Source organism: Paenibacillus xylaniclasticus (assembly GCF_004001065.1).
Lineage (GTDB): Bacteria > Bacillota > Bacilli > Paenibacillales > Paenibacillaceae > Paenibacillus_T > Paenibacillus_T xylaniclasticus.
This window is the reverse complement of record NZ_BIML01000010.1, coordinates 70,603-96,944: the sequence shown is the minus strand read 5'-3', so window position 1 is coordinate 96,944 and position 26,342 is coordinate 70,603. Positions and strand designations below refer to the sequence as shown.

Sequence of the window (26,342 nt, the reverse complement as noted above, 5' to 3'; positions counted from 1 at the left end):
GATGATTGTCGTGACGAAAGAACGGTACATCCCGGTTATGGTCAATATGATCGTATTAACCAAAGGGGAGCATTACTTCTATATTCATCGTGACGTGTATGACCAAGCCGTCATTTTGTCAGACCGTTATCGCGAGTTCAGTCAGTTGTCCGAGCTGGTCGGCGGTAAGGATGTGAACGGTGAGACGGCAGCTTGGTTCTATGAATCAGCACCTAAGCCGCTTCATATATTTGCGCCATATTTGCTTTTGATCGACGGTGTGATCGATAAGGACATGGAGCAAGCATGCGGTGTGCTGCATGTCATTACATCGATGATTCATGTGCGGCAATTTATCGAGAAGCCTCCAGAAATTCGGCGCAGCGTCTCGTTCTCTCTATCGATTAAGGAGGAATACGAGATGGCATGGGATCGGTTTATTGCTTCTTCCATTCCATATGATCAGCGCGGAAGCTTGATCGGTGGACAGCAGCTTGCAGCTGGGGCGGCGATAGACCGGCAAGAGCAGCCGGTATCGGTTACGGATACGATAGCGCTGTTTCCTCATACGGTCGCTCAAATAGGCCGACCCAGCGATAAAGGAGCATACACGGTTGCCGCAGCGAAGGAAGCGGAGCGATCAGCCACGCGGAATTTGTTGATGCGATAAAGGCTTGAATATTAGGAATGGGAGGGTGACAGATGGCTGACCAGCTTACGGAGTTGATTGATCCGGCTGAAGCGCTCCAGGAGAATCAACCGATCATTCACCACTATCAGCACATTCTATCAAGCATTGCAGACGAGCTGGATTCGCTTCGAACGGGTGCAGAGCGTCTGCAGGCGATTTACGGCGAAGCAGCAGTATCGAGTGATTTGACTTTTATAAAAATATTAGAAGATCGGTATGAGAATTTAATAGAAGAAATTCGCTCGATCGGCGGCTTCGTTGGCGCCGTTCAGGAGAGCTTACTATCGAAAGCGGAGGATGCAGAAGATGGGAGGTAAATCAAAGCTGCTCGACGAGAGGCTGCTGGAGAAGCTCTATGAAGAAAGCAATATCTACGATCAACAGGCGAACGAAAATGTAAGGCAGTTGAAGTCGCATGTGTCCGCCTTAGCGGATCGAACGATACTTCACCGGCTGCCAGACAATCAAGCTGAAGTTGTGAAGGATGCTGTCGAGCAGCTGGATCGTTCAGTAGAGTCATTGAAGGAAAGCCTCACACAGATGCGGCGGTATATTGATATGAAGCTGGCAGGGGCGGTCAGCTTCTCCGAGCGAAGTGATGAAGCGTTCAAGCCGCTTATTCTAAGCGGCCATGTAAAAGCATTATCCGGTATTGCAGGATTGAAGAAATAACGTCTCATAGGGCAGCAGCAGGGGTGCTAGACGATCAGGATGAATGCCGCTATGCAAGCGACGAGACATGCAGCGACGATGAGGAAGATCGCGTAGCGGATGAGGTGCAAGCTGCGCCGTGATTTCAGCTCCCTCTCTTCGTACATGAACAAGCTGTCAACAGCCGGAACTTCGATTTCTTCTTGGAAATCGCCGCATACCAGCGACATAAGAATGAGCTCGTCCTCTGGCGTCAACTCAGTGTCATCGAGCTGGGAATCCGAGATGATCTCGAGCGTTCGTTTGTTATCGTCACGGATGATGCCCATTCCATTGTCGCAGATAAAGTAAGAGAATCGCCCTGGAACGATTCGATCGCTTCCGAATCGGGCTTGGAATTGAGCTGGTGTAGCTTGGGTCGTCTTCAATCGAGACACTCCTTCTTGTATTTGAATATCTATTAATCTGTCAGCAACGCGGGAGGCAGCCGTGGCCTATATCGGAATTGCATCAATTATTGCTGTTGTTATCATCGCCGCATCTATTATTCGTAATAGCGTCCCCCGATTCAAGCCAAGCATTGAAGGGGCGCCGCTATCGATGTCTCAGTCTTTATTGGACTATTTGGAGAAAGCGGACGATGCTTACATTTTAACACATCATACAGCAGATATTGCCTATTTTAGTCAATTTGCTTCGAATGAAGTATGCAATGAAGTGATGGATTGGATATGGAAAAACCCTCGGCGAATGTTCGGGACGAAGAAGCATCGGATCCGCAGATGGCAGATGCTTCAGATGGGAGGCGACTCGATCATCGTGCGCAAGGAGCTCACGCATTATCCAGTAAAGGCGAGAAGAGGAATTCGAGTCTCATTAGGCGATGATTTGATCGAGCTATGGGAGCTGTCGATTCGCGCAGGGAATTATCGAGTTGAGGCGATTAAACAAGAGCCGATTCAAAGAGGATCATAAGGCTATTTGCTAGATGAAACGGTTTTGAAAGAAAACTAGTAATCCGTCGGGAGGTAGCTGGCATGCAGCTGTCGTTATTGAAAGACAACGCGCTTTATACATGTGTCCTGCCGGAGAAGCAGAATGGACAATATTGGGTCGTTCAGACGAATGAGCATGATGAGGAAGAACGAGTAATTGGCGTTGAAGGCGTTGAGGGACAATGGATTCTTAAATCGAACCGTAACGCCGTCATTCAAGATCAGAATCGGCAGCGGATCAAAGAGCTGCCGCTGGAAGCGCCGTTCTTCTACAGCATCTATCTGCGAAAGACGAACGAAACGGTGTGGCTTTATTCGGAGCCGATATCGGACGATCGCAAACATTTTCGCAAGTTTCGACTTCCTGAGGAGGGCAGGCTCGTCATCGGTCGTGCGGAGGATTGCGATATTCAATTCGCCAGTCGTTTCGTATCCTCGCGTCACGCTGAGCTTCAAATCACCAATGGCCAACTTACCATTATAGATTTGGGCAGTGCGAATGGAACCTTCGTTAACGGCAGCCGTATTCAGCGCAAGTCGCTTATGCCTGGGGACGTGATTTACTTAATTGGTTTGAAGATAATCGTCGGGCAAGGGTTTCTTTCGATTAACAATCCGGATGGCCAAATGCTGTACAAGCCTGCTTATCTTATGCCCTATAGCAAGCAGCAGATTGTTCAAGCTGAGGACGAAGAGGAGCTGCTCGAAGAAGAATTAGAGATCGGTTATTCGTTCTACCGTTCGCCGCGTTTTAAGCGGGATATCGAGACCGTCCAGATCGTGATTGACCCGCCGCCTTCTAAGGGTGATCAGGAGATGACGCCCCTTATGCTGACGATGGGGCCTTCGATTACGATGGGGATGTCCTCGGCCTTTATGGCGATGTATTCGTTGCAGAATGCGATGCAATCGGGCAATGGCATGAGATCGGCAATGCCGTCGCTTGTCATGTCGGGCAGCATGCTGACCGGTGCCATATTGTGGCCGATATTAACGCGTAAATATGAGATTAAGAAGCGGGCAAAGCGCGAATCGCTCCGGCAGCACAAATATAGCGAGTATCTGAAAGAGAAGTCGCAGGAAATCGCAGAGCTGTGTGCGTATCAAAGCCAAATTTTGAACGAGAATCATGTGACGGTCGACAACTGTGTAACGCGGATCAAGCTGCGGCAGCGCAACTTGTGGGAACGGACGCATCACCAGAACGATTTTGCTAGAGTACGGCTTGGTATCGGCCAACTGCCGCTGCAGGCAGAAATTCAATTTCCGACTAAGCGCTTCTCGCTTGAGGATGATAATTTGCAGGATGAGCTGTTTGAACTGGCTAATGCGCCTAAAGTGCTCGATAACGTTCCGATTACGCTGTCGTTGATTGACGACTGGATAACCGGCTGCATCGGTAACCGCAGCAGCGTGATCGATATGGTAAAGGGGATTATCTGGCAGCTGGTTAGTCTTCACAGCTACGACGAGCTTAAGCTGGTGTTCATTTACGATAAGAGCGAGCAGGAAGAGTGGGAGTTCGTTAAATGGCTGCCGCATCTATGGAATAACGAGCAAACGATGCGGTATTTGGCTACAACGCCTAACGAAGTGAAAGAGCTTTCCGCATTCTTCGAGAAGGAAATTGCTAGACGGGATGAGCTAAGCAGGAACACAGAGCTGAAGGAGATCAGTCCGCAATATATTATCGTTGCTGTGAACAAGAAACTGGCTTCCAAGGCAGAGATGCTGAATCAAATCTACAAATCCAAAAAGTACTTAGGCTTCAGCGTGCTCCATCTGTATGACGAGCTCAAAAACTTGCCGCTGGAATGCTCCATGGTCGTCGAGTATGGAGGCAATGCCTCGAAGATTTATGACAAAGACGACATTTCGGGCAAATATATCGCATTTCAACCGGACTTCTACTTAAAGCAGGACGAACATGATCTGGCCGTCAGTCTGGCGAATACGAAGCTTGATTCGGCTGACGCTGCTTATGCGCTGCCGACAATGCTTACGTTCCTTGAGATGTTCGAGGTCGGCAAGATCGAGCACTTGAACGCGCTCACCAGGTGGAAGGAGAACGATCCAACGAAGTCGCTGGAGACGGAAATTGGGGTTAGTACGACTGGTGAGAAATTCAAGCTTGATCTGCACGAGAAGTTTCATGGGCCGCACGGACTTATCGCCGGTATGACGGGCTCTGGCAAGAGTGAATTTATTATGACGTTCATATTGTCGCTGGCGGTTAACTATCATCCGCACGAGGTCGCATTCATTCTGATCGACTACAAGGGCGGCGGTATGGCACATGCGTTCGCGACGCTGCCGCACTTGGCAGGTACCATTACGAACCTTGATGGCGCGGCGGTCAAGCGGTCGCTTATCTCGATTGAGAGCGAGCTGAAGCGTCGGCAGGCTATCTTTAGCGAGACGAGCAAGCTTGTAGGGATCAGCAATATTGATATTTACAAATATCAGAAGCTGTATCGTGAGGGTCAGGTTCAGGAGCCGCTGCAGCATTTATTTATTATCTCGGACGAATTCGCTGAGCTGAAGACACAGCAGCCGGAATTCATGGAGAAGCTGGTCAGCGCGGCGCGGATTGGACGGAGCTTGGGGGTTCACCTTATTCTGGCAACGCAGAAGCCATCCGGGGTCGTCGATGATCAAATTTGGAGTAACAGTAAATTCAGAATCTGTCTGAAGGTACAGGAGAAAGCAGACAGTATGGACATGATCAAACGGCCTGATGCCGCAGAGCTGTCCATCACGGGCCGCTATTATGTACAGGTTGGCTTCAACGAGCTGTTTGAGCTCGGACAGTCGGCGTGGGGCGGGGCACCGTATATTCCATCGGATCGAATGACGAAGAATAAGGACGATAGTATTACCGTCATCGATAATCTGGGCCGCGTGACGAAGCAGGTTCGCATTAATAAAGACCAAGGAAGAGCGAATCCTCCTAAGCAGATCGACGAGATTAACAAATATTTGGCGGCCATCGCAGCGGAGGAGAACATTAAGATTAGACAGCTGTGGCTCGAACCGATTCCGGCGATGATTGTAGTCGATGAGCTCAAGGCGAAATACGGCATCGGTAAGCCTGTCAAGATGCAGCTTAACCCGGTCATTGGGGAAATTGATGATCCGGTGAACCAGCGTCAACTGGCTATGCGGTTCCCGCTCAGTCAGGAAGGCAACGCGGTTATCTTTGGCTCGGCGGGCAATGGTAAGACAACCTTCGTGACGACTCTCGTCTACTCGCTTATTACAGAGCACTCGCCATCTGAAGTGAACCTGTACTTGCTCGATTACGGCTCGGAAACGCTGCGTGCCTTTGCGAAGGCGCCGCACGTTGGGGAAGTACTGTTGTCTCACGATATGGAGAAAACAAATAACTTATTTAAAATGCTGTATCGTGAAATTGAGCGACGTAAGAAGCTGTTTGCCGACTACGGAGGCGATTATCATTCTTATGTTCGTTCTTCGGGTCAAGAAGTGCCGGCGATCGTCACCATCATTCATAACTTCTCGGCCTTCACGGAGACGCACGACGATAAAGACGAGGCGATCAATTATTTAACAAGGGAAGGCGTAAAGTACGGGCTGTACTTCATCTTGACGGCAACTACATCGAATGCGGTTCGTTACCGAACGCTGCAAAACTTCAAGCAGCTGTTCGTTCTGCAGATGAATGATCCGACCGAATACGGCACGATATTGGGAAATATCGATGGACTTATACCATCCCAGCATAAAGGACGCGGCGTATTCAAGACGGACCGGGGCTACGAATTCCAAATCGCTCACGTGGATCGGGATGTCGAGCATATGTTCGAGAACTTACGTCGGTACTGCCAAGCATATGCCGACAGCTGGACGAAGCCGGGAGCGCCTAGGGTACCAATCTTACCTGATCGGATCGATGCGGAATTCTTAGTCGGTGAGTTGGACCTCCAAGCCGACTCTAGGGTGCCGATTGGTATAGAGAAGGGAAGACTGTCCCTCTCGTATTATTCGTTTGATGCAGCGTACGTTACACTGGCACTGTCGAATAGTACAGATAATGCAACCTTCGCCCAAGGTCTTGCCGAGGTAATGACAGCACAAGGACGGCGGTCGATCGTCGTGCTTGATCCGGAAGAGAAGTTCGAGCCGGATGAGAAAAAGGGCTACACGTATTACAGCTCCGCGTCGGAGGTCGAGAGTCACGTCGTTCACATGTTCCGTACGCTGGTTGAACGGAACAACTCGTACAAAGATGCGATAGCAAATGGCGAGCAGCCGCCTGTCTTTGACGGCATCACTTACATTATCTACTCCATGTCTGCGCTAATGTCCCGACTGTCAGACGATGCGAAGGACAAGCTGCAGGTATTGTTGGAGAAAGGGGAGGCCGTCTATCAGGTTAGCTTCGTTCTGTTCGACTCCGTCTCTAGCTTCCAATCGATTGCTTACGATAGCTGGGTGAAGGCAAAGGTATCATTCAGTGACGGTATTTGGATTGGCGATGGCATTGGCGAACAATACCAGATGAAGCCTTCGAAGATAACGAGCGAGATGTATCAAGAGATCGGTAATCGCTTTGGCTACCGTCTGCAGAATGGCAAAGCGACACTTATTAAGCTTCTGTCTTCCGTCACTATGACGCAGGAGGGCGAAGGTGATGAGTAAAATATTGGTAGAAGTATATGTGCCCGTCATCGATCAAACCTACGATGTTCATATCCCAGTCACCAGCAAAGTGTATGAGATCGAGGCGATGTTGGCGGGCGCGTTCCAAGATTTGTCCGACGGCTATTTCGTGCCGTCGCCGGACACGGTTCTCTGCGATCGTCTGTCCGGTGAAGAGCTTGATATTAACAAATCAGTTCTAGAGCTGGGCTTGCAGAACGGCGCTAGACTGATGTTAATATAAAAAATTTATTGTGAGAGGAGCAACACAAATGGCAAAAAGAATTAAGGTTGACCCTTCGCAGTTAGAGACCGCTGCAGGGAAAATTAGAGACCAGGCTACAGAGTACCAGAAACTATACAACCAGTTGTACAACGATGTCGCGCATATGGGCAATGCGTGGAAGGGTGAAGATAACAGAGCTTACACGCAGCAGATCGATGGCTTCAAGGATGATCTCGAGAACATGAAAAGATTAATGGACGAGTTTGCCAGATTCCTGACGGAGAGTGCAAAAGCATACAAAGATACTCAAGCTGCAATTGTTCAGGCAGCCGGTAAGCTGGCTAACTAAAATAATATTCATTGGGAGGAATGAAATATGGCGACTACAGGAATTGATATTTCTACTAGCGAGCTGCAGAGCACTGCTCAAAAAATTAAGGCTACGAACGAAAACCTCATGAAGCGTCTAGAAGATATTAAAACGCAAATGAACTCGCTCTCTAACTCCTGGGAAAGTGATGCCGCGAAGACGATTGTGCAAAACTTCAATGCTCTGTATAAACGTACAGATGATTACAAGAATGTCATAGAGTCGTATTGGAAGTTCCTTGAACTCACTGCTAAACAGTATGAAGAAGTTGAGACGGCGCTCAACAATAACGCTAACGCATTCAAGTAATGCAGACTGAATACCTGCCTGCCGCCTGCTTAGGCGGCGGCAGGTATGTTTCGCATTTTCGTCATGAAGAAGGTGGTCCAGCATGGGGATCAACGTCAGCCACGCGAGCTCACAGGCCAGTGACATGAGCGATTGCGCATCGACGCTTCGCGATCTAGCTAATTCGCTCAGCCAATACAAAGCGGAGATGAATCAGAATTGGCAGGCCGATGGCGTGATGAAAGCAAGCTATGCATTTGACCGAATTATTATGAGCTTGCAGGGAGCGAGCTCGCAGCTTAGTTCCCTAAGCAGTGACATTGTAAGCGTGGCATATGAAATTAGAAGAGAAGAAGAGGAGGCTGAACGTCGGGCAGCAGCCGCCGCAGCAGCAGCCGCAGCGCAAGCGGAGGCTGCGAAGAACAATTCATCTTCCAGTAAGAACCAATGGTCGCTCTGGGGCAGTTTTTTTTAGATTTGAACAGGTAGTAGAAATGTGTACATGAATATCATGCATTTAATTTCTGACTAAGGCTTGGTGATAGCAATGTTGCAGCCGGGACAATGGCTAGGAGACCGTTATAAAGTGGAGTCCATTATTGCCAAAGGCGGAATGGGCAGCGTATATCTTGTCAAAGACGCTAAGCTGAACGATAAAGTATGGGCCGTCAAAGAGATTTTGCAAATGGACGGCAGCGGGCGGTTTCAAGAGGAAGCACGCTTATTGACAGCGCTGTCGCATCCCCATATTCCGAAAATAACGGACTATTTTGAACCGGATGCCGAGGGCCGCTGCTATCTCGTCATGGAATACGTGAATGGTACGACTTTGCAGCAGCGTTTCGACGGCTCCTCTCGAAAGCTGCCGCTTCCTACAATCTTCAAGTATATGATTCAATTGTGCGACATTCTCGCATATTTGCACGAACAGCCTCAGCCGATCATATTCCGTGACCTGAAGCCTGCGAATATGATGATTGATCAGCATGACAATGTGCAATTGATTGACTTTGGAATCGCCCGCAGCTATGACAGCACCAAGATGTCCGATACGGTGCAAATGGGGACGATTGCTTTCGCTTCCCCGGAGCAGTTCGAGAACAAGCAGACGGATCAGCGAACGGACATCTTCTCAGCGGGTGCGGTGCTGTATTATTTGTTGACGGAAGGCCAATTCGTCTATCAGAACAGAGGCAGCATCATGGACGCGATGCCGCATGTGCCGATTCCGCTGGCACGCATCGTGCAGCGGATGCTTGAGCCGGAGCCGAGTCGGCGTTATTCATCGATCCGTCAAGCCGGGGAAGAGCTGCGCAGCGTACAGCAGCAGCTTACCGAGCATACGACTTCGACTATTCAACCGCCGGTTAAGCCAGCAGCTCCCGTTGCTGCCGCGGTCGAAGAACCGGTCATGCGGACGGTGATGATCAAGAGCGAGGACCGGCCGGGAGCATACGGTAATACGGCATCGTTGGGCGGTTTGGCATACGGGGGAGCACCTGCCCCCGCTTTATATACGACCAAGGCAACGCAGACCCATCCTGCGTTGATTATATATTTGCTGGATGTCAGCGGCTCTATGAGCTTGACGAGCGGAGGGAAGAAGCGAATCGATGTCGTGACGGAATCGCTTGGCATCGCATTGCGCCAAATGGTGTTCCGCTCGACCAAAGGGAGCCGGATCGCTCCGCGCTACCGAGTCGCGATTATTACATACAGCGACGAAGCGACAGATTTGCTAGGAGGAATCAAACCGATCGATGAGCTGATGAGCTCAGGCATGGTTCCACAGCTGTCCACTCACCGGTTCAGTGATGCCGCAAAGGCGTTCCTGCAAGCGGAGAAGCTTCTGAAAGCAGAGCTTTCGAATATTCAAGACGGACCGGCGCCCTTGATCTGTCATATGACAGATGGCATCTACACGGGAGAAGACCCGGAGCCGATAGCCAAACGAATTATGGAGATGTCTGTCAAGGACGGCAACGTTCTTATTCAAAATATTTTTATGTCCGACGAAGTGCTGGAGAAAGAAATTGACCAGCCGAAGCGTTGGGGCGGCGTACGTGAAGGCGATACGTTCCGCGATGAGTACGGCGAGAAGCTGATGCGCATGTCTTCTGTTCTTCCGGAAAGTTACAGACAGACGATGCAGGAGGCCAATTACAGCTTGGCACCCGGCTCACTGCTTATGTTCCCCGGCGCGCATCCTGACCTGGTAGCGCTCGGCTTTCAGATGTCCGCAGCAACACCGGTTCGATAAACGTGAACAGAAGGAGACTGGATCGACATGGGTTTTCAGCCGAAGGTTAATGCGGAGATCAGTATCAACGGTCACAAATATACGATCGGGGAGCATCCCGGCGCGCCAGGCGTTCCTTATGGACAAGAGGGACGGCAAGGAACGGTTTATTTGCTTCATACGATGGACAAGCGGCTCAAGAAGGCGCTTAAAGTATTCCGCGGCAAATTTAACAGCCCTTCGCTTGTGAAGCAGACTAACCAGCTGGTTCAATACAAAGGGATGACAGGCCTATCCTCCTGCGACCGCTTCATCGTGACGCCGCAGACCGATGCAGATACGATACAGGCGGAGCCAGAGCTGCTGAACGCTGTCATCATGCCGTGGGTTGAAGGTCCGACCTGGGTCGACGTGCTGTTGAAGAGGCAGCGCCTTAGCCGCAGCGACAGCTATGCGGCTGCTTATTCGCTCTTACAAACGCTGGTTGGCATGGAGCAGCGGGGACTCGCGCACTGTGATTTGTCCGCTTCGAACGTGATGCTTCCGATGATGAGTACGAATCGGGATGCATCGAAGCAGGCGAACAACATTGAATTGATAGACTTGGAGCAAATGTTCTCTGTCGATATGAAACGGCCGGATCAAGTGCCTGTCGGGGCGTTGGGTTATACGCCGCAATCGGGTTTAGGCTCTCAATATTGGGGGCCTTATGCGGATCGGTTCGCAGGAGCTGTACTCATCATGGAAATGCTGGGCGCAAGCGAAGCATCGTTCTTCGAGAACAGCTGGGGTGAAAGCTACTTCTCTCCCGAGGAGCTGCAGACCAACTGCCAGCGGTACGGCAATCTGGTTGAATCGATTCGATCGGCTTGGGGGGATGGGCTGCTTCCGCTGTTTAAGCGGACTTGGGAAAGCCGCGATCTGAGCCATTGCCCTACCTTCGGGGAATGGCTCGCCCAGCTATCCAAGCTGAATCCAGGCGCGGCCCCGGCAAGCGGTTCAGCGGCTTCATCGGCGAAGGCTGCTGCGAAGGCGGCTAAAGCTGCCGAGAAGGCGGAGCGGCGAGCTTCGGATGATAAGAACAAAGCGATGAAAGCGGCAGTGAGCCAGTTGGAACGGGCACGGCAGCTGGAGGAGAAAGGCAAGCTGCGAGAGGCGCTGGAAGCTTACCGCGCCCTTCAAGCGTCTGCAAACCGAAGCTTGGCGAAGGAACTTGAGATTGCTATTGAACAGCTAGAACATAAGAAAGCAAGCAAGGGCGCCCGTCAGCAGAAGCGCCGGGAACAGGCATCGACGAAAGCGAAGAAATGGATGACGTCTGTTATGGTGATCGCGATACTCGGGCTGATTGGCTTCGGTGGCTATACCTATTTCACTACCTCTAATACGAAAGCGAAGAACGCGAAGGTTGAGGCGGCGCAAGCCGAGGTTCAGAAGCTGGAGAAGATCATTAAGGAGCGGGACAAGCAGATCGAAGAGCTGACGAAGAAGCTTGAGCTGCAGCGTAAGCCGCTCAACGAGAAAAGCGAGGCGTTCATATACCAGCTGTCTGATGATTTCGAGGCGGTGAAGAAGGCCGCCGAGGCGAAGACCAGCACGAGGACTGATCCGTCCGAAGAGACGTTTAATGCTTCAAGGCAGTACATGATTCATTTATTCGACTTCTTAGGCTCGGCGTTCAATATCGACGAATATACGCTGGAGCAAATGAGTCTCGTGCAAGGCTATTATTATCCATTCGTATATAACAAAGATCGTAATGCGCAATTAAATATTAAATTTTTTGAAACGTATCGGCAGAAATTTGTAGGAGGGAACGAATAATGATTTTTGGCGCCTCGCTCGGTCCATATGTGAAGAAAGCGTTGGGAGACAAGGCCTTTCAGACTAACGTGAATAAAATTATCGAATTGCTCCCGCAATCTCCGGACGTCTCGAACATGGACGCAGTCGTGCTGGGGCCTAGAGACTTGCAGGGCGTCGTCGGCCGCACGCTGGAGCAAGCGGTGAACAACAAAAATGCCGACGTGGCCGTGCTGTATCTGTACATGAAAGACCATGAGGCAGACCTGCTCGGCGACAACGTGACGAAGCTTCAGGTAGGCAAAGTGACGCCGGAGGGCATCGGAGAAGCGATTGCTTCCATTAAATCGATGAGCGACATCGGCAGCGACGCCCGTGTGATCGAATCAGCGGATGCCAGAACTCACGAGGAGCAGGAGGTCGAACCGGTTCCAGCGGTTCCAGCTGATCCAACGATTACGCAAGAGATAGAAGAAGCAGTAGAAGAAGCGGCTGCCTCCGTATTGGAAGAAGAGCAAACATACGTACAAGTCGTTCCGGAACCGATAGAAGAGCCAATCTCCGAATACGAGGAACCGTCCGAAGCGATGAAGACCATTGAGCAGAGGCTGGCGGAAATGGGGCAGTTCGCCGATTTCGGCCTTCTGAAGCAGTCGCTTCAGAAGGATGCCGTTGTCGGCGAGCTAATGGCACAGAATTCGCAGTATGCAGGTGTCGTAAACCTGCTGGAGACGCTCGATGCGCAGATCTATCATATTTTCAAAGATACAACTCTAACGGCTGAGGAGCGGTTCGACCGGATTAAGCAGCTCGGTGTCGAGCGGGCAGCTTATGAAGGTCTCGGTAACGGAATCATCGTTGACAAATTTAGCTCCATCATGAGAGCCGTCATTAAATCGGCGGAGGATACAGTCGATAACCGAATCGAATCGATTCGCCAGTCATTAGGCGCTGTAACGAGCACTCGGCTCGAATATCAAGATCATGCCCGCCTGCAGACGTTGATCGAAACGCGCTTAAGCATTCAGATGGATCTCATGGCGTTGTCAAAAGAGATTATCGAAGTGTACATGGCGATGGACCAAAGCGTCACGGAGATGGTTGATGGGATGAAGGAGAGTGGCACACGTCCGTTCGACAACGACTATGTGAACGAGATCATGAAGCCAGCGGCAGGGCTGTTCGTTCCGCAAAATATCGCCGACGTTACGAATCGACTGATCGGCGACCTTCAGAGCAACCGAGTCGCGCTCTCTATTATGGAAAATAAAATTAAGAGCGTCGTCAATCTCGTCTTCCGTCTGTGCGAAGAGGATGCGACGATTATCGATTACCAGCAGAAGCTGATTCAGCTGCTTCGTTCGCAGCGTGTCGAGGACGTCGTGATCGTCGATAATGTCATCAAGAATGCGCTTCGCTTGTTCGTCGGACCGGCGGACACCGGACGGACCGCAACAGCTGTCACATGGGCAGGTATTCTTGCTAGAAGGCAGAACACGCTGCTGCTCGACTTAACGGGCAGCTCGAAGATGAAGCAATACGGCATGGAGACCGTCGAGCTTGATCGGTTCATGGCCGACCGGATCGAGCGGCCGCTGCTGGCGGTAGAGGGAACACTTCAGCCTGATTCGGAGCGGTTCGATGAGGTGCTGTACGAGCTTAAGACACGCATTCATTACTACGCGCACATTTGTCTTATATTAGACGCTTCCCAGACTGAGCTGTTGGATCGACTCGCTTCTTCGGCTCTGGCTGTCCATTTTATTACTGACTGCACGCCAAGAGGAAATGCACTCGTTAAATCGGCGATCGCTGCTTTCAAGGAAGAGAACGTTGCCCGCAAAGTGATTCTAATTGATCCGCCGGTCGAACCGATCCGCATTATGCGCGATCTGGCTGTCGACCCGCTGCGGACTAAGCTGATTGTCATTCCGTATTTGAAGCATATTCGGGCTTGCTCATTGAACGGCTATAAGCCGTTCGACAGTAGCGAAGTGATGGAAGTATTCGAGGAAGCGTTTCGTTAACGAAGCCGCGGCTGGACCCGTCGGTTGCAAGTCTAGCAGTAATAATGGATCTTAAAGGCGGTGGAGATTATGTCATCCATCAACGTCAATCTGACAGAATTGAATGGAGTTAAACGCAGTCTTGAGAAGAGCCAGACCAAGCTTAACCGGGCGGCGAACGGAGCGTCGTCAGTCCGCATTGACGGCGCTATTGCGGCACGGCGGAATATTAGCACGCGTGTTGCAAGCGTTAATCGTACGCTTCAAGAGGTCGAGAATCAATTCGTACAGCTGATTGCATTTCTCGGTGAAGCCTCGTAGCGCTACACCGATACGGAAGAACTTATTGACAAGCTCACATCAGATATGGAGGATTTTCGGGAGAAGCGCACCGCATGGGATTGGGTTGTCGATCAAGCGGAATATGTCGGAGAGAAAGCGAAGGAAGCGTGGAATAGTTTAGAAGATTTCGCGAAGACTGCACTGGAAAAGTTTCGTGAAGTTACGGAATTGCTGTGTGAGTATATTGATATTGCAATGAATGCGGTGAATAAAAGTCTCGATTATCTCTGGGACTTGGCGATATCCTATGGAGCGAACCCATTGGAGATGTATTTTCTAACCGGTGTACTCAAAGGATTAGTCGATACGATCGGCGGCGTATTGAAGCTGGTCGTAGAAGCGCCGATGATGACAATTGATCTGGTACAGACCGTTGGCGGTTACGTTACGGAAGTGATGATGAGTGATGATCCGATGGAGAAGCTGAAAGACGATATCATGAGCTTGCCAGACAAGGCCGTAGAGATGTAAACGGAGCTAAGCAAACGTTCTCTGAAATTAAGACGCAGTTCATGAACGCCGATCCGAACCACAAGGCGGAAATGATCGGTTTTGCGACTGAGAAGATCATCGAGATGTTCATTCCAGGGCTTGGCGAGGCAGCGATAGCGAAGAATGCCGCGATTGGAGCGAAGGGAGTCAGTCAAGCTGCAAAAATAGAGCAAATAGCAGTAAAGACAATAGATAATGTTGCTGATGGAGCTTCAAATCCTGCGACTGTTAAATATTATCGAGTCCAAGGCGGCGGTAGTGGCAGCAAAACTAGCCAGCATAGAATTAACGTAAACGATGACGGTACTATATCTATTCCAAATAAAAAGTCAGATCTTAATATTAGCGCATATGATTCGGAACATGCTAAATATTTTAGAGATACAAATAGACCTGGCGGGGATATAATAGAATTTGAAGTTCCAACTTGGTTTGATGTTTTTGTAAAAGAAACTATTGTGCCACAAGATGGATACAAGAAGAATCCTAAAAATCAAGGAGGATCAGCTCCAAAATTAGTTGATCCTACAACGCCAGGCACCAGTTATGAGTTTCCTAAACCATGGATAGAATGGATTGAAGAATATGCATCAAATGCGAAAAAATTAGAGTGAACTAACTGTTGTTCTTCAATATGGAGGGCTGATGATGAAATACAAGCCTATGTATGCTGAGAATATTATCGTTGCTGTTATATATAAAAACGGATTCTCATGGTACGTGACGGAGAAAGAATGTTGGATACTGGATATTATTAAAAGAGCGAACGACTTTCTAAGGAATGGATATGATTACGAGCTCGCTCATGTCTTGGAGTCACGCTTCCAGATCAAAGTCATAAATGAGGATACGGCTGATTTATTCTTAAGTTCTATCTATGATTGTAAAGTGAAAGCATTAGATTTGAAAAATTTGGTAGAGTCAGGTGATGTTGAAGATACTATTCTTTCACTCCGTCCTTCACTTTATGTTAATTTTGATAGCAAGCAGTTATTCTCTAATTTTCCTGAAACCCTGCCATTCGAAAGGTATGTACCTGCTGGATGGGTGGGGAAGTATAAAAGTTTTGATGAGTTTGTACCTGTCGCTGAGCGATACTGGATATTTAATGATATAGACCTCATTGATGTACAATACAAGGTTGAACTTGAAAGATCAGATAATTAAAGAGCGGGGGATAACCATGAGTGACAAATTAACGATTATTAATGATAAATTTCAAAGAGAAGATAATGGAACAGAGGTTGATGGTTTAACTATTATCATAGACGGAACCCTGAAACAAGTCTTTGATAAGATTATTGCTGAGAAAGAAGGATACGATAATTACTCGGAAGTCTTAAGGGATGCCTTATTTCAAGGAATTAATTCGATAATTAAAGGGCAGTAAAAAAAGGCGATAATTGGTTGCTCAGTTGTCGCCTTTTTTTTCATGTTATTTTAAAATAGTTCGGATCGATCTGACATCACAGCTCCACCACTACATACTAGCTCGTTACATGCATCCTCAAACAGGTTGCTGATAAATTGTGTACCGTTGTCTGAACGTATGACGGGTTTTCTGCCTTGTCAAAGAGCTGGCGTTTCATAAGCGCTTCCTGTGTGATCTGAACAAGATGCTTTGCTTCACAGGTCAGTCCAATGTGATGCGTAACTACGGCGCGTCAAACACGTCCAGGAGGCTCATAAGGAAGAAGAAGCGCCCTTCGCCGTTGATCCAGTCATGCTTAGATTAGAGGCCGTAATAAAGCGCTTGTTGGCAAGTCGCTTGGGAGGCTTAATCTTGAGTTTTCGCTGTGGACGAAGCACATTCATTTGCCTGCATAGACGATAGACTTTCTTCTTGTTTATTTTCAATTGATGACGTCATCGAAGAAGCACGGTCAGCTTGCGGTAGCCATAGTTCGCGCCTTCGCCTGCTAAAAACTCCATGATCCATTCGCAAATCTGCTCATCACTAATTGGCTTGCCGTCTTGTGTATAAGATAAACCAGGGGCGGGACCTGCCCTGTGGATGGTTTCCTCGGCTGGCTGCAGTCTATTCCCATACGCATAATACGTGGAGCGTTCTACCTCAAGCACACGCAGCACAAAGCTGATGTTATTCCCTTGTGCAATATACTTCTGGGCAATCGCTATTTTATCCGTAAGTGTGGGCTCGTTTTTTTTAACAGGTCGCGGAGGATTTCCCTTTCAATTGCCTGCTCTGCATAGAGCTTTTTGAGTTCTCATGTTCCTTCTCCAGGGCTGCATAGTCAGCTGCTGAAGGAACGAATACAGGCTGTTTCAATGCTGCACGGTCCAATTGAACAAGGTCCTTGCGCTCAAGCTCTTTGGCCCATCTTAGTACCAGCTTCGGATCGAGATCATGTTGCCGTGCAACAGCTGTCATATTACCAATTTCTTTGCCCTTGGCTACAACCATCTTCTTGAAATTCAGATCATACCGTTTTCTCTCCATCGCTTTCCCTTCCGAGTGATTTCATTGTATCGGAATAAGGGGTGTACTGTCCAAGTTCATATGGGGGGCTAAATAGGAGAGTTCTAGAAGGTTCTGAAAATTCGGGTGCTAGAATAACAACATAAGACCCTGGTTCTTTTTTCTCAAATCCCCTTTTTAACCGGTGCGCACGGTACTATAGATGGGACATTAATTAAAGAATTCAAATTTTTTGAAGATGATTTGGCTAGGTGGGGAAACAAGGCAAATATCAAAGTGCAGGATATTACGACTTTGTCGGAAAGTAAATTGGCTGAGCTTTTAAAAGGTCAAGGAACTATTGACTGCGGTTGGTGTTATAGTGAAAGGTCGCAAGCGGTGTTAAAGGCACTAGGATTAATTGACTAGTGGGATAGAAAGGTGGAGTAACATAAAAGAGTACTTTAAAGATCTCACTTATTATTCGCTGCATCAATTTGAAAATGCACAAAATATTGGCTGGATAGATGTTACAAATGATAGTTATGTTAAAGGTGATATACCTGATGATTTTATAGAAAATTTAGAGTTGTATACCAAGCACCCTTTTCATGAAACGAGAGGGAATATGAATTCGATATAGATTCTGCTGCAGCAGGTTTATTCGAATGACGAATCTTAAGCGAAGACGGCAAGCGGAAATATGCAGCTCCAAGCAGTATTATTCATGATGCGAAGGAACACGGGTATTGTCCCCCAGAAGATTTTATTCGAGCTGTAATGAAAGGACCAAAGCCTGGATCTAATAAGTATGGCCATTATGTACAGCGATACACGGTTGATTGTCTGTGGGGGGAATCTGATGAAACCGTAGCGATTTCCGAGATGCTTCGACGCGGGGTCATCAATAATGATCGACATACAAGCATCAGGTATACGAACGAGTTTATGAAAAATATGGACGCGCTTACGTTTGCGCAACGATGCAAACAAGCAACGATTGTTGAACTGCTTGACCGGTAACACGGTTTAAGCTAGATATTCAATGGGAACAGGTGATAATTGGTCGTCCAATTATCTCTTTTTTTTGTGCACTACTTCAGACATTTAACAGTGTTCTTAAAGAGGGAGGGGCGGATCATGAAATACAAACCGGAGTATGCTAAGAATATCATCGTTGCCGTTATATATAACAACGAATTCTCATGGTACGTGGACCTGTTTGGCTAGTCGTCGTAAAAGTCAGTCCAAATGATTTTTATGTAGAAGATGAATATACGATTATTGTTTCTGATAAAGAAGCAGTCGTCAAATATATTATCGTTCCAAATGGGCATGTATTTGTGCCTCATGAAATGACTGAGGAGGAGGAATTCGGTGATCTTGGGGATAATGAAGACTGATTAATATGAAGGGACACTTAATTGAAGGAGACAGGCCGAGAATTGGCTGGCATTCCGCCGCCATGATCGATCTGTTTCTTTATTTTGCGACCAAATTAGTTCGTAATCATACGAAAATGCCATTTCAGGTCGATTTATGGCCATTTTGGGCAAAAATAGTAACAATTAATCAATAATTAGTTATAATAAAAATAGAAATTACAATCGTATAATAATTTTTCCGTATGAACCAATTGCAAGCAAAGAGTTGGTAAAGGATAATAAAAGGCGGTGGAACGAAATGTCATCCATCAACGTGAATTTAACAGAATTGAATGGGATCAAAAGGAGTCTAGAAAAGAGCCAGTCGAAGTTAAGCAAGGCGGCGAATCGGGCGACCTCGGTTAGCATAGACGGCGCAATTGCAGCACGCCGCAGTATCGGTTCGCGTATCACAAGTACCAATCGTTCAATTCGAGAAATCGAGAATCAATTCTCTTCGTTGATTTCGTTTCTCGGAGATGCTGTTCACAAGTATGAGCAAACAGAAGAAGTGATTGATAAGCTGATCAGGCAGATGGAGGACTTTCGCGAGAAGCGGAGCGCATGGGATTGGGTTGTCGATCAAGCGGAGTATATCGGAGAGAAAGCGAAGGATGCGTGGAAGAGCGTTGATGATTTCTTGCAAGGCACGCTGGATCTGCTAGAGACATATACGTCGACACTGTGCGGATACATTGACCAAGCAGTGGCAGCGGTGAATAAATGGTTGGATCAACTACGGGATTTGGCGATTGCTGGAGGCGCGAATCCGATTGAGCAGTATTTTTTGACCGGTGTTCTTAAAGGGCTGGTCGACACCGTTGGCGGCATCTTGAAGCTGGCCATTGAGGCGCCTTGGTTCATAACGAAGACATCATTGAAGATAGAAGGCTATGTCACGGATGTGTTTATGAGCGAGGATCCGTTCCAGAAGGTCAAAGACGACATCATGGGTTTGCCGGACAAGGCCGAGGCTGTGTACACGGGCATTAAGCAGACCTTCTCCGATATTAAGACTCAATTCGTGAATGCTGATGCGAATCATAAGGCAGAGATGATCGGCTTTGCGGTCGAGAAAGTGGTCGAACTGTTCATTCCTGGGGTTGGTGAAGCGGCCTTAGCGAAGAATGCAGCGATCGGAGCTCGGGAAGCTGCCGTTATTGCCAGAGAGGGCCTGGAGCTCGCTTCGAAGTCGGCGGACGATGTGATTATAGGGTCTACTAAAGTGGCTGATACTGCATTGGAAGCCATTAATGCTGCACTTGCCAAAGGCAGTCAGAAAACTTGGGATGAGTTTTTAATTAACAATCCTGGTAGAAGTGTTGAGGATGTTTCTAAGTCGTACATTAAACTAATAGAAGAGCAGTCACCTTGGCCAGAAGGTTTTGATACGAGTTTACATACTTCCACTCTTAAATCAGGAGATACATTCCATATGGCATTGGATAGCTCTCAACCATTAACATCGCCAGGAAACTTCGCTACATATGACGAAATTACTAGCGTTGCTTATGTAAGAAATAATCTTGCTGTTAAATCAGATTGGAAACAGGATTGCAGCAAAGTCGTTACCTACCGAGTTAAAGAGGGAGTCGAAATACCGGTGATTCAAGGGCCGGTCGGACCACAAATTGATCTTAATGCGGATCTATATTTGCCAGGCGGGGGAACGCAGGTCCAGCTGCTGCTTGATCGTGGCGTCAACAAAATGGATTACTTAGAGATCGTTTCTGTACGGTCGATTGAGTAATAAGGGGGAATACAGCATGAGTGTTGAAAATATGAAATGGGATAATCAGGGCATCAGTTGGGTATTTGAAGGAAACAAAATAACGAAGAATATAGACCATGTCTTTTTTGCATCAGTTAATAAGTCTGAAAACTGCGTTGTTGTTGAAGCAGGATTAAATTTCTCTCAAGATCAAGTTTATCATTTAACATTCGATGGAACACCGATTTTTATAGTGGATAAGACGGCCGGTAAAGTATGTTGGAAATATCAGGATAAAATTGTAGAGATTGAGACCTGCAATATTCTGAACGCCCAGCTATACGCGGAGCAAGGTATTGTACTCATAATCATCGCAATAAATCAGAAAGACAAGCTGTTAAAAGGTTTTGCTCTAGATGGTAGTTTGCGATTTGAGAAGCATCCTCCGGAAGGCTTTGATTTTAATTATCTTACGTCGAATCGTAATCAACCTTCCGTCGTTTGTGACGGCGATGATTCAAATACGGATCAGTATGGAAGAAACAGCAGACATTTTATTATTGATAGCCAGACAGGGGATTTATTGAAAGAAAATCTGGCATATTGAGAAATTTGAGGATACGTAAAGAACATGAAAGATAACCTTTCTGCCGTATACCTCGGCAGAGAGTATGAAGCGGGGATTAAGGGCGACGGCCAAATTATTCTGCGTTCTCAGGATGCCGCGGATACGGCGTATGGGTTCGAATTATATCGCGGTATCGTATATGTTAAAGTAGTTCCTCGTACTGACATCGAATCGATATATCTTAAGCATATGAAAGCAGTTTATAACCATATCGAGTTTACGATTCTGGATGAGAGAGCGGATGAACTTCTGTTATCAACGATGCAAGGCGATTATATAGAGCTTAAGAAATTAGGCTTTGAGGTTGTCGATCAGGGCGTGTATCACAAATGGGTCAGCGAAGATCAAATTGAACGACGGTTTGAAATACGCGAGCTTTTCATATTGGAATAGGCAAGAGTTTGGTAAGCTTGAGCAGGCCGATTATAGTCGAATCCCGACTGTAATCGGCCTGTTTGTTGTGAGTAAGCTCTCAAATTCGGCATAATATACACGAATTATGACATTTCGAGTCGAGTTATGGCCATATTAGGAAAATCTAGTCAAAATTTGATTTTAAATAGGTATAATAGAGCTAATGGATGGAATGAGACTCTAGCCCAGAGCATGATTTAAGCCATTCGTCCTGCTTCTCGGTTGGAAAGTCCACTATTAAACGATTAAAGGAGAGCGTATTGATGTTTAAGAGAATAGTCGCAGTTACACTGGCTACTGCCGTTATCACCGGAGGTGCAGCTATGGAGTCGGCACAAGCCGCACCATCGAAGGACCTTCGGATGATACCGGTCATCGTGAACGGCAAGAAGGTAAGGTTTCCGGATACAGAGCCTTATATTAATACGGACGGATATACGATGGTGCCGATTCGGTTCGTAAGCGAGAAGCTGGGTGCCCAAGTGAAATGGAACAACACGACGCAGACGGCAATTATTATCTATAAAGGGAAGCGTATCGAAATGTCGATCGGTTCGAAGAAAGCAGTCGTAGATGGCGAAGCCATTATGCTTGATACGACGGCAGAGAAATATGAGGGGCGTACGATGGTGCCTCTTCGCTTCGTATCGGAAGTGCTGAATTCCGAAGTGAAATGGGATAATAAAGCACATTCCGTGCGCGTAACGGATGCAGAGTATCAGCAGAAAGTAGACAGCGGTAAAGTCAAGCTCGATCCTTGGGGACGGGAGTACAGTAAGAACTGGAGTGCGAAGTGGATAAAGCTTAGCGATCTCGAGGAGACGAGGTTCTATTCATTCTATAGGGGAAGTTTGAACCGAGAGTTCATTGCGGATATGGATCCGGATATGTACAAACGAACTGGCGATATTCTAGCGAATAAAATACGTGAGTGGTATGCAGCACAAATGAATGTAGATTATAGAACAGTTGATGAGAACAAACTTATTAAAGCCTTTATCGACAATGCCTATGGCCGGATCGCCAAAGACCCCTACTATAAGAGAGAATACTCAAACACAATCAAAGAATACGTTAAGTGGGTGAAGAAGAACAAAGTCATTGTTCAAGGATATGCCGATCCGGAATTATCTACAGTATATGGAGCGGACGGACAGGTAGTGGGAATATATACTCGCTTCAAGTTTAAGGTCACTTCGGCGATTGATACTTCTCAAGTATTTATGGACAGCTGGAATGTATCGCCGTTGTCGAAACCTATTAATCTTCAAAAAGGCGTTTGGTACGATGGATATTCAATTGTTACTTTAGACACAATCGTAGCTTACGCTACGTTCGGGGAGGATCATGGATTAAGTAGTTTTGAACATATGTATGCTGTAGGAGACTACTTTTATGATGTTGTAAAGTAGTCAAGTAGTTTTAGAGCGATGAGGAGGAGGTACAGGTGTGAAGAGAGTGAGCATCATCTTGTTGGCATTTTTGATTCTGGTTACAGGAATCCCTTTTGGGCCAAGTCAGATTGAAGCAATCCATTACTGCAGAAAGATAGAGCTTGCCGTCTGAACAAGGGACTTCGGTGATATCCGATAGCCACTTTTGGTTGGCTGCTGAAGCGGTGAAGTCTCTCTGGATCAAGTTCTCGCTCTTTTGAGCTTCGGCGTCTTCACGTGTTATGCCGTTTGGATGACGCTTGGCTTTCTTCAGCAGGCCATGCTGCTTCATTATTCGGTAGACGGTACTGTAGCTGGTAGTGATCTCCCTTTGCGACAGCGCAAGCAGAAGACGCTGGACACCGTTGGGATGCATATTGATGAGGTGCTTCGAATAGAACCAAGTTTTGAATACGATGATTTTGAAGAAGTTTATGTTAGCCCCAAAGGAGTATCCTGTTGAACTTACAGTATTGTGGATATCAGTATATGTAAAAGAATTAGATAATGATGATTTTGAAAGAGGAAATTGGTGATTAAAAATCTTCGGTATACATCTTAGCTGCAAGATCATACAATACAACCAACAAACCAAACACTAAATAATTCAAACACTTGATAAACTTTCAAAAGCTCTTTCCCACTTGGACCATGAGTAGGAATGAGCTTTTTTTGCATTCCCAAAATCAAAGGAGAATGAAACGAATGGCAAAACGTGAACAGGTAGTAGAGAAAACATTGGGTTTAATTGCCCAAGCACAAGCAGAATATGAAAAGATAGTGGAGGAAGTAAGAAGTTACTGTCAGAAAGCAGGAGAGTTACGGCAACAGGCAGAGGAGTTAAGACGATCTGGTAGTACCGACCCTCAAGTGGCAACACAGAGATAAGCAAGCTACTGGAACAGGCTGACTATTATAACCATCTGGCTACGTGAGACTGTCCAGCACAATGAAAATGTATTAGCTCGTCAACAAAGGGAACTGGAAGAGATAGAACGAGAAGCTTTACTAGAGAGAGCTGCATTTAAGAGGCGATTGACCTTTTTTGGGTTTCAGGCCCAAATTCATCATCATCATTTTCAGACAGAAGGCAGGTCAGTGTTTATGCAACGCTAGCGGTGTAATCTAATGGTTAATCTCCTTCTATCCGATTATTAATAGTAATTATCGATTGTATGGAAGGGAAGGATAAAAGAGTGCAAAATCACAACAAAATCAGAATGATGCGCGCAGGGCGCACGGCGGCGGCACTGGTGCTGATAGCGGCGTTAGGAGCAGCCGTTACAGAAGAGCCATATAGCCCGCTTGGTCATCACCAGATCGTAAATCACTCCTCATATGCTTATGCGGAGACGGGAGCAGGGCAGACGTCTAAGCAGAAGGTAGAGCTGAAGTACGCGTCTGCGGAACAGCCAGTCCAGGCTGGCAGCCGTGTCTGGCTTGGTGATAAGCTGAAGCTGTCGGCTGATGTGAGACTAAAATATTCAGTAGGTAATCCAGCAGTCGCGAGAGTCGAATCGAATGGACTGCTGACTGGTCTTGCTGCAGGAACGACGAAAGTAAAGATCGAAGTCGCATCCCCGGGCTATACAGGAAGCTTGACGTTACCAATTAAGGTGACGGCTGCGCAGGCCGCCGCACCGTTGAAAGCTGCTTCGGTGAAGGTGAATGTATCGGGCCACAGCTATACGGTACAAACGGTGACGATACCAAAAGGAACGCCGGTTACGTCCGGTATTGCTAGCCGTGCGGTCGGACAAGTGAAGCCGCTGCGGGATATTGCAGCCAGCTATAACGCTGACGTTGCGATTAATGGCACCTTCTTCTCCGCTTATGATGGACCGGCTGATCCTTATGGCACGATCATTTCGGACGGTGAAGTGGCGCATGTCGGGAATTATGGCACAAGTATTGGCTTCGCAGCGGACGGCACCGCGATGATGGATTCGCTTCGTCTTCGTATATTAGGCGATATTGATGGACGCAGCAGTTGGTACGCATATTTTATTAATCGTACGCCGGCGAAAGACAGCAATTCAGCAATTTTATTCACGCCTAAGCGGGGGACAAGGCTTGGATTCAATTATGGAACGGCAATTACAGTTCGAGAAGGCATCGTGACGAAGATCGAGCGCAACGTAAACGCAGCAATTCCGGAGGATGGCTTCGTCGTCGTATTCACGGGTAATGAGCAGAAGCTTGCGGACCGGTTCAAGGTTGGAGCGGAGGCCGAATATCGGATTGAAATGGCGGATGCTTCAGGCAAGTCTATCGACTGGAGCCACGTACATACCGCGATCGGCGCTGGGCCTCGGCTTGTCAAGAACGGTGTTATCGCGCTGGACGCTGCGGCAGAAGGATTTCGTGATGAGAAAATATTAACGTCTGCCGGAGCGCGGAGCGGAATCGGAATTAAGAAGGACGGATCCATTATTATCGCGACGGTGCCTGGTGCAACGATGAAGACTTGGGCTGCCATTATGCTCAAGCTTGGCGCCTATCAAGCGATGAATTTGGACGGCGGTGCGTCGTCCGGCTTGTTCGTCGGCGGTAAGACGATAACGGCCGAAGGCCGTAAGCTTAGCAATGCGCTGCTGTTCGGCAGCAAACTGAAGTATTAAAATTGCTCCCAATGGAGCAGACGAATTATTCTGGAGAAACGAAGTGGTCGCCTTTGTTACCGGATTGCTTCCTTAGTGGGAACTTAAAAGTTCAGAGCAATCCGGTAACAACAGCCATCGGAAGAATATCGACTGCGGAGTGCCCCGTTATGGCTCGTCCAGCACCTCAGGGATGGAATGGTCGCTTGGCTGGTCGTCGCCAGGATAGATTCGCTCCATACCGGCATGAAGCGAGCGATTCTCGTATCCGTATGGATTAGCTGCTCGTTGATCGATCCGCCAAGGCTTGCTTTTGCCAAGCTTGGATTGAAGATCGGCGCCATAAGGACCATCCGGAAATTCCTCTGGAATGAGATCGTTGCGCTGTGACTCTACCGTCGCAAAGTCGGTATAGCGGCGGCGTTGTTCGTCCGTAAACCGATTATTCATAGCACACCCCTTTATTGATCGTTGAACGCATACGACGATTGACGCCGGTTTGTTCCACGACTCATTGTGCCCGAATTAGTCGGTAAAATGCACCGTTCCGACTACAAGCTGCAGAAATTGGTTCAGCTCCGCAGCCTCTTCCTCCGTCAGCTTGTACACATGCTCCAAATAACCTTCCTCGGCAAGATCATCTGGGCCGATTATTGCCGTTCTTCCGGTTTGAAGATCGGTAACGAGCTTCTTGCCGTAGAAGCGATTGGTTGCGGTTATCGCCAGATCGAACCGTTTCATGCTTGGTCCGATGAACGTGACGAACCGCGTGGACGTCTCCTCCGTCGAATCAGACATAAAATCATAATCGGGCAGCAGCATTGGATAGCCCCTTTCGTTACCATAGGTTTGCAATGCAATCATCATAACATCAGCCGCCTTAACCGGGCAAACAGTAACTGTTCGTAGAAGTGAATGAATAATTGTTGCATTTTTTGACAACTAGAGCTATATTTATGTTAACTGAAT

The 26,342-nt window shown here is 47.7% G+C and carries 31 protein-coding genes and 1 pseudogene; 27 read left to right on the top strand and 5 right to left on the bottom strand.

Annotation, left to right across the window (positions count from 1 at the left end; translation table 11 throughout):
* Position 1: 1 nt before the first annotated feature.
* Genes PXY01_RS13030 through PXY01_RS13020 form a run of 3 tightly spaced genes read left to right on the top strand, consistent with a single transcriptional unit; the run spans position 2 to position 1,342 of the window.
* Positions 2-649, top strand: coding sequence for a hypothetical protein (locus PXY01_RS13030; protein WP_127570444.1), 648 nt, complete (start codon positions 2-4; stop codon positions 647-649).
* Positions 650-681: 32 nt separating this feature from the next.
* Positions 682-987 (top strand): hypothetical protein, encoded by a 306-nt coding sequence (locus PXY01_RS13025; RefSeq protein ID WP_127570443.1) that lies wholly within the window; start codon positions 682-684, stop codon positions 985-987.
* Complete coding sequence (locus tag PXY01_RS13020) at positions 977-1,342, top strand: hypothetical protein (protein ID WP_127570442.1); 366 nt, start codon at positions 977-979, stop codon at positions 1,340-1,342. The genes PXY01_RS13025 and PXY01_RS13020 overlap by 11 nt, the downstream gene beginning before the upstream one ends.
* A 26-nt stretch (positions 1,343-1,368) precedes the next feature.
* Here PXY01_RS13020 and PXY01_RS13015 read toward each other — a convergent pair whose 3' ends face one another.
* The gene (locus tag PXY01_RS13015; protein ID WP_127570441.1) at positions 1,369-1,749 is read right to left on the bottom strand and encodes a hypothetical protein; all 381 of its coding nucleotides are present in this window, start codon (positions 1,747-1,749) and stop codon (positions 1,369-1,371) included.
* A 61-nt stretch (positions 1,750-1,810) separates the two neighbouring features.
* On the opposite strand from PXY01_RS13015, the gene PXY01_RS13010 reads away from it, so the two are divergent.
* From PXY01_RS13010 to PXY01_RS12945, 15 genes and pseudogenes are all read left to right on the top strand, one after another.
* Entirely contained in the window at positions 1,811-2,296 is a 486-nt protein-coding gene (locus PXY01_RS13010; protein ID WP_127570440.1) for a hypothetical protein, read from the top strand.
* 62 nt (positions 2,297-2,358) lie between these two features.
* Complete coding sequence (gene essC / locus PXY01_RS13005; protein WP_127570439.1) at positions 2,359-6,978, top strand: type VII secretion protein EssC; 4,620 nt, start codon at positions 2,359-2,361, stop codon at positions 6,976-6,978.
* On the top strand, positions 6,971-7,222 hold the full coding sequence (locus PXY01_RS13000; RefSeq protein ID WP_127570438.1) for a ubiquitin family protein: 252 nt from the start codon (positions 6,971-6,973) through the stop codon (positions 7,220-7,222). The genes essC and PXY01_RS13000 overlap by 8 nt, the downstream gene beginning before the upstream one ends.
* A 28-nt stretch (positions 7,223-7,250) precedes the next feature.
* Complete coding sequence (locus tag PXY01_RS12995) at positions 7,251-7,553, top strand: WXG100 family type VII secretion target (RefSeq protein WP_127570437.1); 303 nt, start codon at positions 7,251-7,253, stop codon at positions 7,551-7,553.
* 27 nt (positions 7,554-7,580) lie between these two features.
* Positions 7,581-7,883, top strand: a complete 303-nt coding sequence (locus PXY01_RS12990; protein WP_127570436.1) for a pore-forming ESAT-6 family protein — start codon at positions 7,581-7,583, stop codon at positions 7,881-7,883.
* A gap of 82 nt (positions 7,884-7,965) precedes the next feature.
* Positions 7,966-8,337 carry a hypothetical protein gene (locus tag PXY01_RS12985; protein ID WP_127570435.1) on the top strand — a complete coding sequence of 124 codons (372 nt, stop codon included), beginning with the start codon at positions 7,966-7,968 and terminating at the stop codon, positions 8,335-8,337.
* 72 nt (positions 8,338-8,409) lie between these two features.
* Positions 8,410-9,129, top strand: a pseudogene (locus PXY01_RS22825) (serine/threonine protein kinase); the annotation flags it as partial.
* A 312-nt stretch (positions 9,130-9,441) separates the two neighbouring features.
* Complete coding sequence (locus PXY01_RS22820) at positions 9,442-10,122, top strand: vWA domain-containing protein (RefSeq protein WP_246027917.1); 681 nt, start codon at positions 9,442-9,444, stop codon at positions 10,120-10,122.
* Positions 10,123-10,149: 27 nt separating this feature from the next.
* The gene (locus tag PXY01_RS12975) at positions 10,150-11,925 is read left to right on the top strand and encodes a hypothetical protein (RefSeq protein WP_127570433.1); all 1,776 of its coding nucleotides are present in this window, start codon (positions 10,150-10,152) and stop codon (positions 11,923-11,925) included.
* Positions 11,925-13,931, top strand: coding sequence for a hypothetical protein (locus PXY01_RS12970; RefSeq protein WP_127570432.1), 2,007 nt, complete (start codon positions 11,925-11,927; stop codon positions 13,929-13,931). The genes PXY01_RS12975 and PXY01_RS12970 overlap by 1 nt, the downstream gene beginning before the upstream one ends.
* A gap of 69 nt (positions 13,932-14,000) precedes the next feature.
* Positions 14,001-14,231 carry a hypothetical protein gene (locus PXY01_RS12965; RefSeq protein ID WP_127570431.1) on the top strand — a complete coding sequence of 77 codons (231 nt, stop codon included), beginning with the start codon at positions 14,001-14,003 and terminating at the stop codon, positions 14,229-14,231.
* 45 nt (positions 14,232-14,276) lie between these two features.
* Positions 14,277-14,723, top strand: a complete 447-nt coding sequence (locus tag PXY01_RS12960; protein WP_127570430.1) for a hypothetical protein — start codon at positions 14,277-14,279, stop codon at positions 14,721-14,723.
* Positions 14,724-14,764: 41 nt separating this feature from the next.
* The gene (locus tag PXY01_RS12955; protein WP_127570429.1) at positions 14,765-15,358 is read left to right on the top strand and encodes a hypothetical protein; all 594 of its coding nucleotides are present in this window, start codon (positions 14,765-14,767) and stop codon (positions 15,356-15,358) included.
* Between the two features lie 31 nt (positions 15,359-15,389).
* A complete protein-coding gene (locus PXY01_RS12950; protein WP_127570428.1) occupies positions 15,390-15,911 on the top strand; it encodes a hypothetical protein in 522 nt (173 codons plus the stop codon).
* A 16-nt stretch (positions 15,912-15,927) separates the two neighbouring features.
* A complete protein-coding gene (locus PXY01_RS12945; protein ID WP_246027914.1) occupies positions 15,928-16,134 on the top strand; it encodes a hypothetical protein in 207 nt (68 codons plus the stop codon).
* Positions 16,135-16,911: 777 nt separating this feature from the next.
* Here PXY01_RS12945 and PXY01_RS12935 read toward each other — a convergent pair.
* On the bottom strand, positions 16,912-17,205 hold the full coding sequence (locus PXY01_RS12935) for a transposase (RefSeq protein WP_127570426.1): 294 nt from the start codon (positions 17,203-17,205) through the stop codon (positions 16,912-16,914).
* Between the two features lie 129 nt (positions 17,206-17,334).
* Here PXY01_RS12935 and PXY01_RS23305 point away from each other — a divergent pair, with 129 nt between their 5' ends.
* From PXY01_RS23305 to PXY01_RS12910, 7 genes are all read left to right on the top strand, one after another.
* Positions 17,335-17,592, top strand: coding sequence for a hypothetical protein (locus PXY01_RS23305; protein ID WP_127570497.1), 258 nt, complete (start codon positions 17,335-17,337; stop codon positions 17,590-17,592).
* Entirely contained in the window at positions 17,585-17,806 is a 222-nt protein-coding gene (locus PXY01_RS23455) for a DUF7919 family protein (protein ID WP_444980860.1), read from the top strand. The genes PXY01_RS23305 and PXY01_RS23455 overlap by 8 nt, the downstream gene beginning before the upstream one ends.
* 32 nt (positions 17,807-17,838) lie before the next feature.
* A complete protein-coding gene (locus PXY01_RS23450) occupies positions 17,839-18,186 on the top strand; it encodes a DUF7919 family protein (RefSeq protein WP_444980861.1) in 348 nt (115 codons plus the stop codon).
* A 660-nt stretch (positions 18,187-18,846) separates the two neighbouring features.
* Positions 18,847-20,337, top strand: coding sequence for a hypothetical protein (locus PXY01_RS12925; protein ID WP_127570425.1), 1,491 nt, complete (start codon positions 18,847-18,849; stop codon positions 20,335-20,337).
* Between the two features lie 16 nt (positions 20,338-20,353).
* Positions 20,354-20,905: a hypothetical protein gene (locus tag PXY01_RS12920; RefSeq protein ID WP_127570424.1), complete on the top strand. Its 552-nt coding sequence runs from the start codon at positions 20,354-20,356 to the stop codon at positions 20,903-20,905.
* Positions 20,906-20,929: 24 nt separating this feature from the next.
* Complete coding sequence (locus tag PXY01_RS12915) at positions 20,930-21,319, top strand: UCP033725 family protein (protein WP_127570423.1); 390 nt, start codon at positions 20,930-20,932, stop codon at positions 21,317-21,319.
* Positions 21,320-21,603: 284 nt separating this feature from the next.
* On the top strand, positions 21,604-22,752 hold the full coding sequence (locus PXY01_RS12910; protein WP_127570422.1) for a copper amine oxidase N-terminal domain-containing protein: 1,149 nt from the start codon (positions 21,604-21,606) through the stop codon (positions 22,750-22,752).
* 10 nt (positions 22,753-22,762) lie between these two features.
* Here PXY01_RS12910 and PXY01_RS22360 read toward each other — a convergent pair whose 3' ends face one another.
* Positions 22,763-23,347, bottom strand: a complete 585-nt coding sequence (locus tag PXY01_RS22360) for a hypothetical protein (RefSeq protein ID WP_164744408.1) — start codon at positions 23,345-23,347, stop codon at positions 22,763-22,765.
* Positions 23,348-23,478: 131 nt separating this feature from the next.
* On the opposite strand from PXY01_RS22360, the gene PXY01_RS12905 reads away from it, so the two are divergent.
* Positions 23,479-23,661, top strand: coding sequence for a hypothetical protein (locus tag PXY01_RS12905; protein WP_127570421.1), 183 nt, complete (start codon positions 23,479-23,481; stop codon positions 23,659-23,661).
* Between the two features lie 308 nt (positions 23,662-23,969).
* Entirely contained in the window at positions 23,970-25,394 is a 1,425-nt protein-coding gene (locus PXY01_RS12900) for a phosphodiester glycosidase family protein (protein WP_246027913.1), read from the top strand.
* A 147-nt stretch (positions 25,395-25,541) separates the two neighbouring features.
* Here the strand turns inward: PXY01_RS12900 and PXY01_RS12895 are convergent, their stop codons facing one another.
* Entirely contained in the window at positions 25,542-25,823 is a 282-nt protein-coding gene (locus PXY01_RS12895) for a hypothetical protein (RefSeq protein WP_127570420.1), read from the bottom strand.
* A 75-nt stretch (positions 25,824-25,898) separates the two neighbouring features.
* Complete coding sequence (locus tag PXY01_RS12890) at positions 25,899-26,195, bottom strand: DUF3055 domain-containing protein (RefSeq protein ID WP_174721826.1); 297 nt, start codon at positions 26,193-26,195, stop codon at positions 25,899-25,901.
* Between the last annotated feature and the right edge of the window lie 147 nt (positions 26,196-26,342).

Coding starts and splice junctions, on each gene's coding strand:
- PXY01_RS13030 (WP_127570444.1), top strand. CDS start 2: ATGATTGTCGTGACGAAAGAACGGTACATCCCGGTTATGGTCAATATG.
- PXY01_RS13025 (WP_127570443.1), top strand. CDS start 682: ATGGCTGACCAGCTTACGGAGTTGATTGATCCGGCTGAAGCGCTCCAG.
- PXY01_RS13020 (WP_127570442.1), top strand. CDS start 977: ATGGGAGGTAAATCAAAGCTGCTCGACGAGAGGCTGCTGGAGAAGCTC.
- essC (WP_127570439.1), top strand. CDS start 2,359: ATGCAGCTGTCGTTATTGAAAGACAACGCGCTTTATACATGTGTCCTG.
- PXY01_RS13000 (WP_127570438.1), top strand. CDS start 6,971: ATGAGTAAAATATTGGTAGAAGTATATGTGCCCGTCATCGATCAAACC.
- PXY01_RS12995 (WP_127570437.1), top strand. CDS start 7,251: ATGGCAAAAAGAATTAAGGTTGACCCTTCGCAGTTAGAGACCGCTGCA.
- PXY01_RS12990 (WP_127570436.1), top strand. CDS start 7,581: ATGGCGACTACAGGAATTGATATTTCTACTAGCGAGCTGCAGAGCACT.
- PXY01_RS12985 (WP_127570435.1), top strand. CDS start 7,966: ATGGGGATCAACGTCAGCCACGCGAGCTCACAGGCCAGTGACATGAGC.
- PXY01_RS22820 (WP_246027917.1), top strand. CDS start 9,442: ATGAGCTTGACGAGCGGAGGGAAGAAGCGAATCGATGTCGTGACGGAA.
- PXY01_RS12975 (WP_127570433.1), top strand. CDS start 10,150: ATGGGTTTTCAGCCGAAGGTTAATGCGGAGATCAGTATCAACGGTCAC.
- PXY01_RS12970 (WP_127570432.1), top strand. CDS start 11,925: ATGATTTTTGGCGCCTCGCTCGGTCCATATGTGAAGAAAGCGTTGGGA.
- PXY01_RS12965 (WP_127570431.1), top strand. CDS start 14,001: ATGTCATCCATCAACGTCAATCTGACAGAATTGAATGGAGTTAAACGC.
- PXY01_RS12960 (WP_127570430.1), top strand. CDS start 14,277: ATGGAGGATTTTCGGGAGAAGCGCACCGCATGGGATTGGGTTGTCGAT.
- PXY01_RS12955 (WP_127570429.1), top strand. CDS start 14,765: ATGAACGCCGATCCGAACCACAAGGCGGAAATGATCGGTTTTGCGACT.
- PXY01_RS12950 (WP_127570428.1), top strand. CDS start 15,390: ATGATGAAATACAAGCCTATGTATGCTGAGAATATTATCGTTGCTGTT.
- PXY01_RS12945 (WP_246027914.1), top strand. CDS start 15,928: ATGAGTGACAAATTAACGATTATTAATGATAAATTTCAAAGAGAAGAT.
- PXY01_RS12935 (WP_127570426.1), bottom strand. CDS start 17,205: ATGGAGAGAAAACGGTATGATCTGAATTTCAAGAAGATGGTTGTAGCC.
- PXY01_RS12925 (WP_127570425.1), top strand. CDS start 18,847: ATGTCATCCATCAACGTGAATTTAACAGAATTGAATGGGATCAAAAGG.
- PXY01_RS12920 (WP_127570424.1), top strand. CDS start 20,354: ATGAGTGTTGAAAATATGAAATGGGATAATCAGGGCATCAGTTGGGTA.
- PXY01_RS12915 (WP_127570423.1), top strand. CDS start 20,930: ATGAAAGATAACCTTTCTGCCGTATACCTCGGCAGAGAGTATGAAGCG.
- PXY01_RS12910 (WP_127570422.1), top strand. CDS start 21,604: ATGTTTAAGAGAATAGTCGCAGTTACACTGGCTACTGCCGTTATCACC.
- PXY01_RS22360 (WP_164744408.1), bottom strand. CDS start 23,347: ATGATCTTGCAGCTAAGATGTATACCGAAGATTTTTAATCACCAATTT.
- PXY01_RS12905 (WP_127570421.1), top strand. CDS start 23,479: ATGGCAAAACGTGAACAGGTAGTAGAGAAAACATTGGGTTTAATTGCC.
- PXY01_RS12895 (WP_127570420.1), bottom strand. CDS start 25,823: ATGAATAATCGGTTTACGGACGAACAACGCCGCCGCTATACCGACTTT.
- PXY01_RS12890 (WP_174721826.1), bottom strand. CDS start 26,195: ATGCTGCTGCCCGATTATGATTTTATGTCTGATTCGACGGAGGAGACG.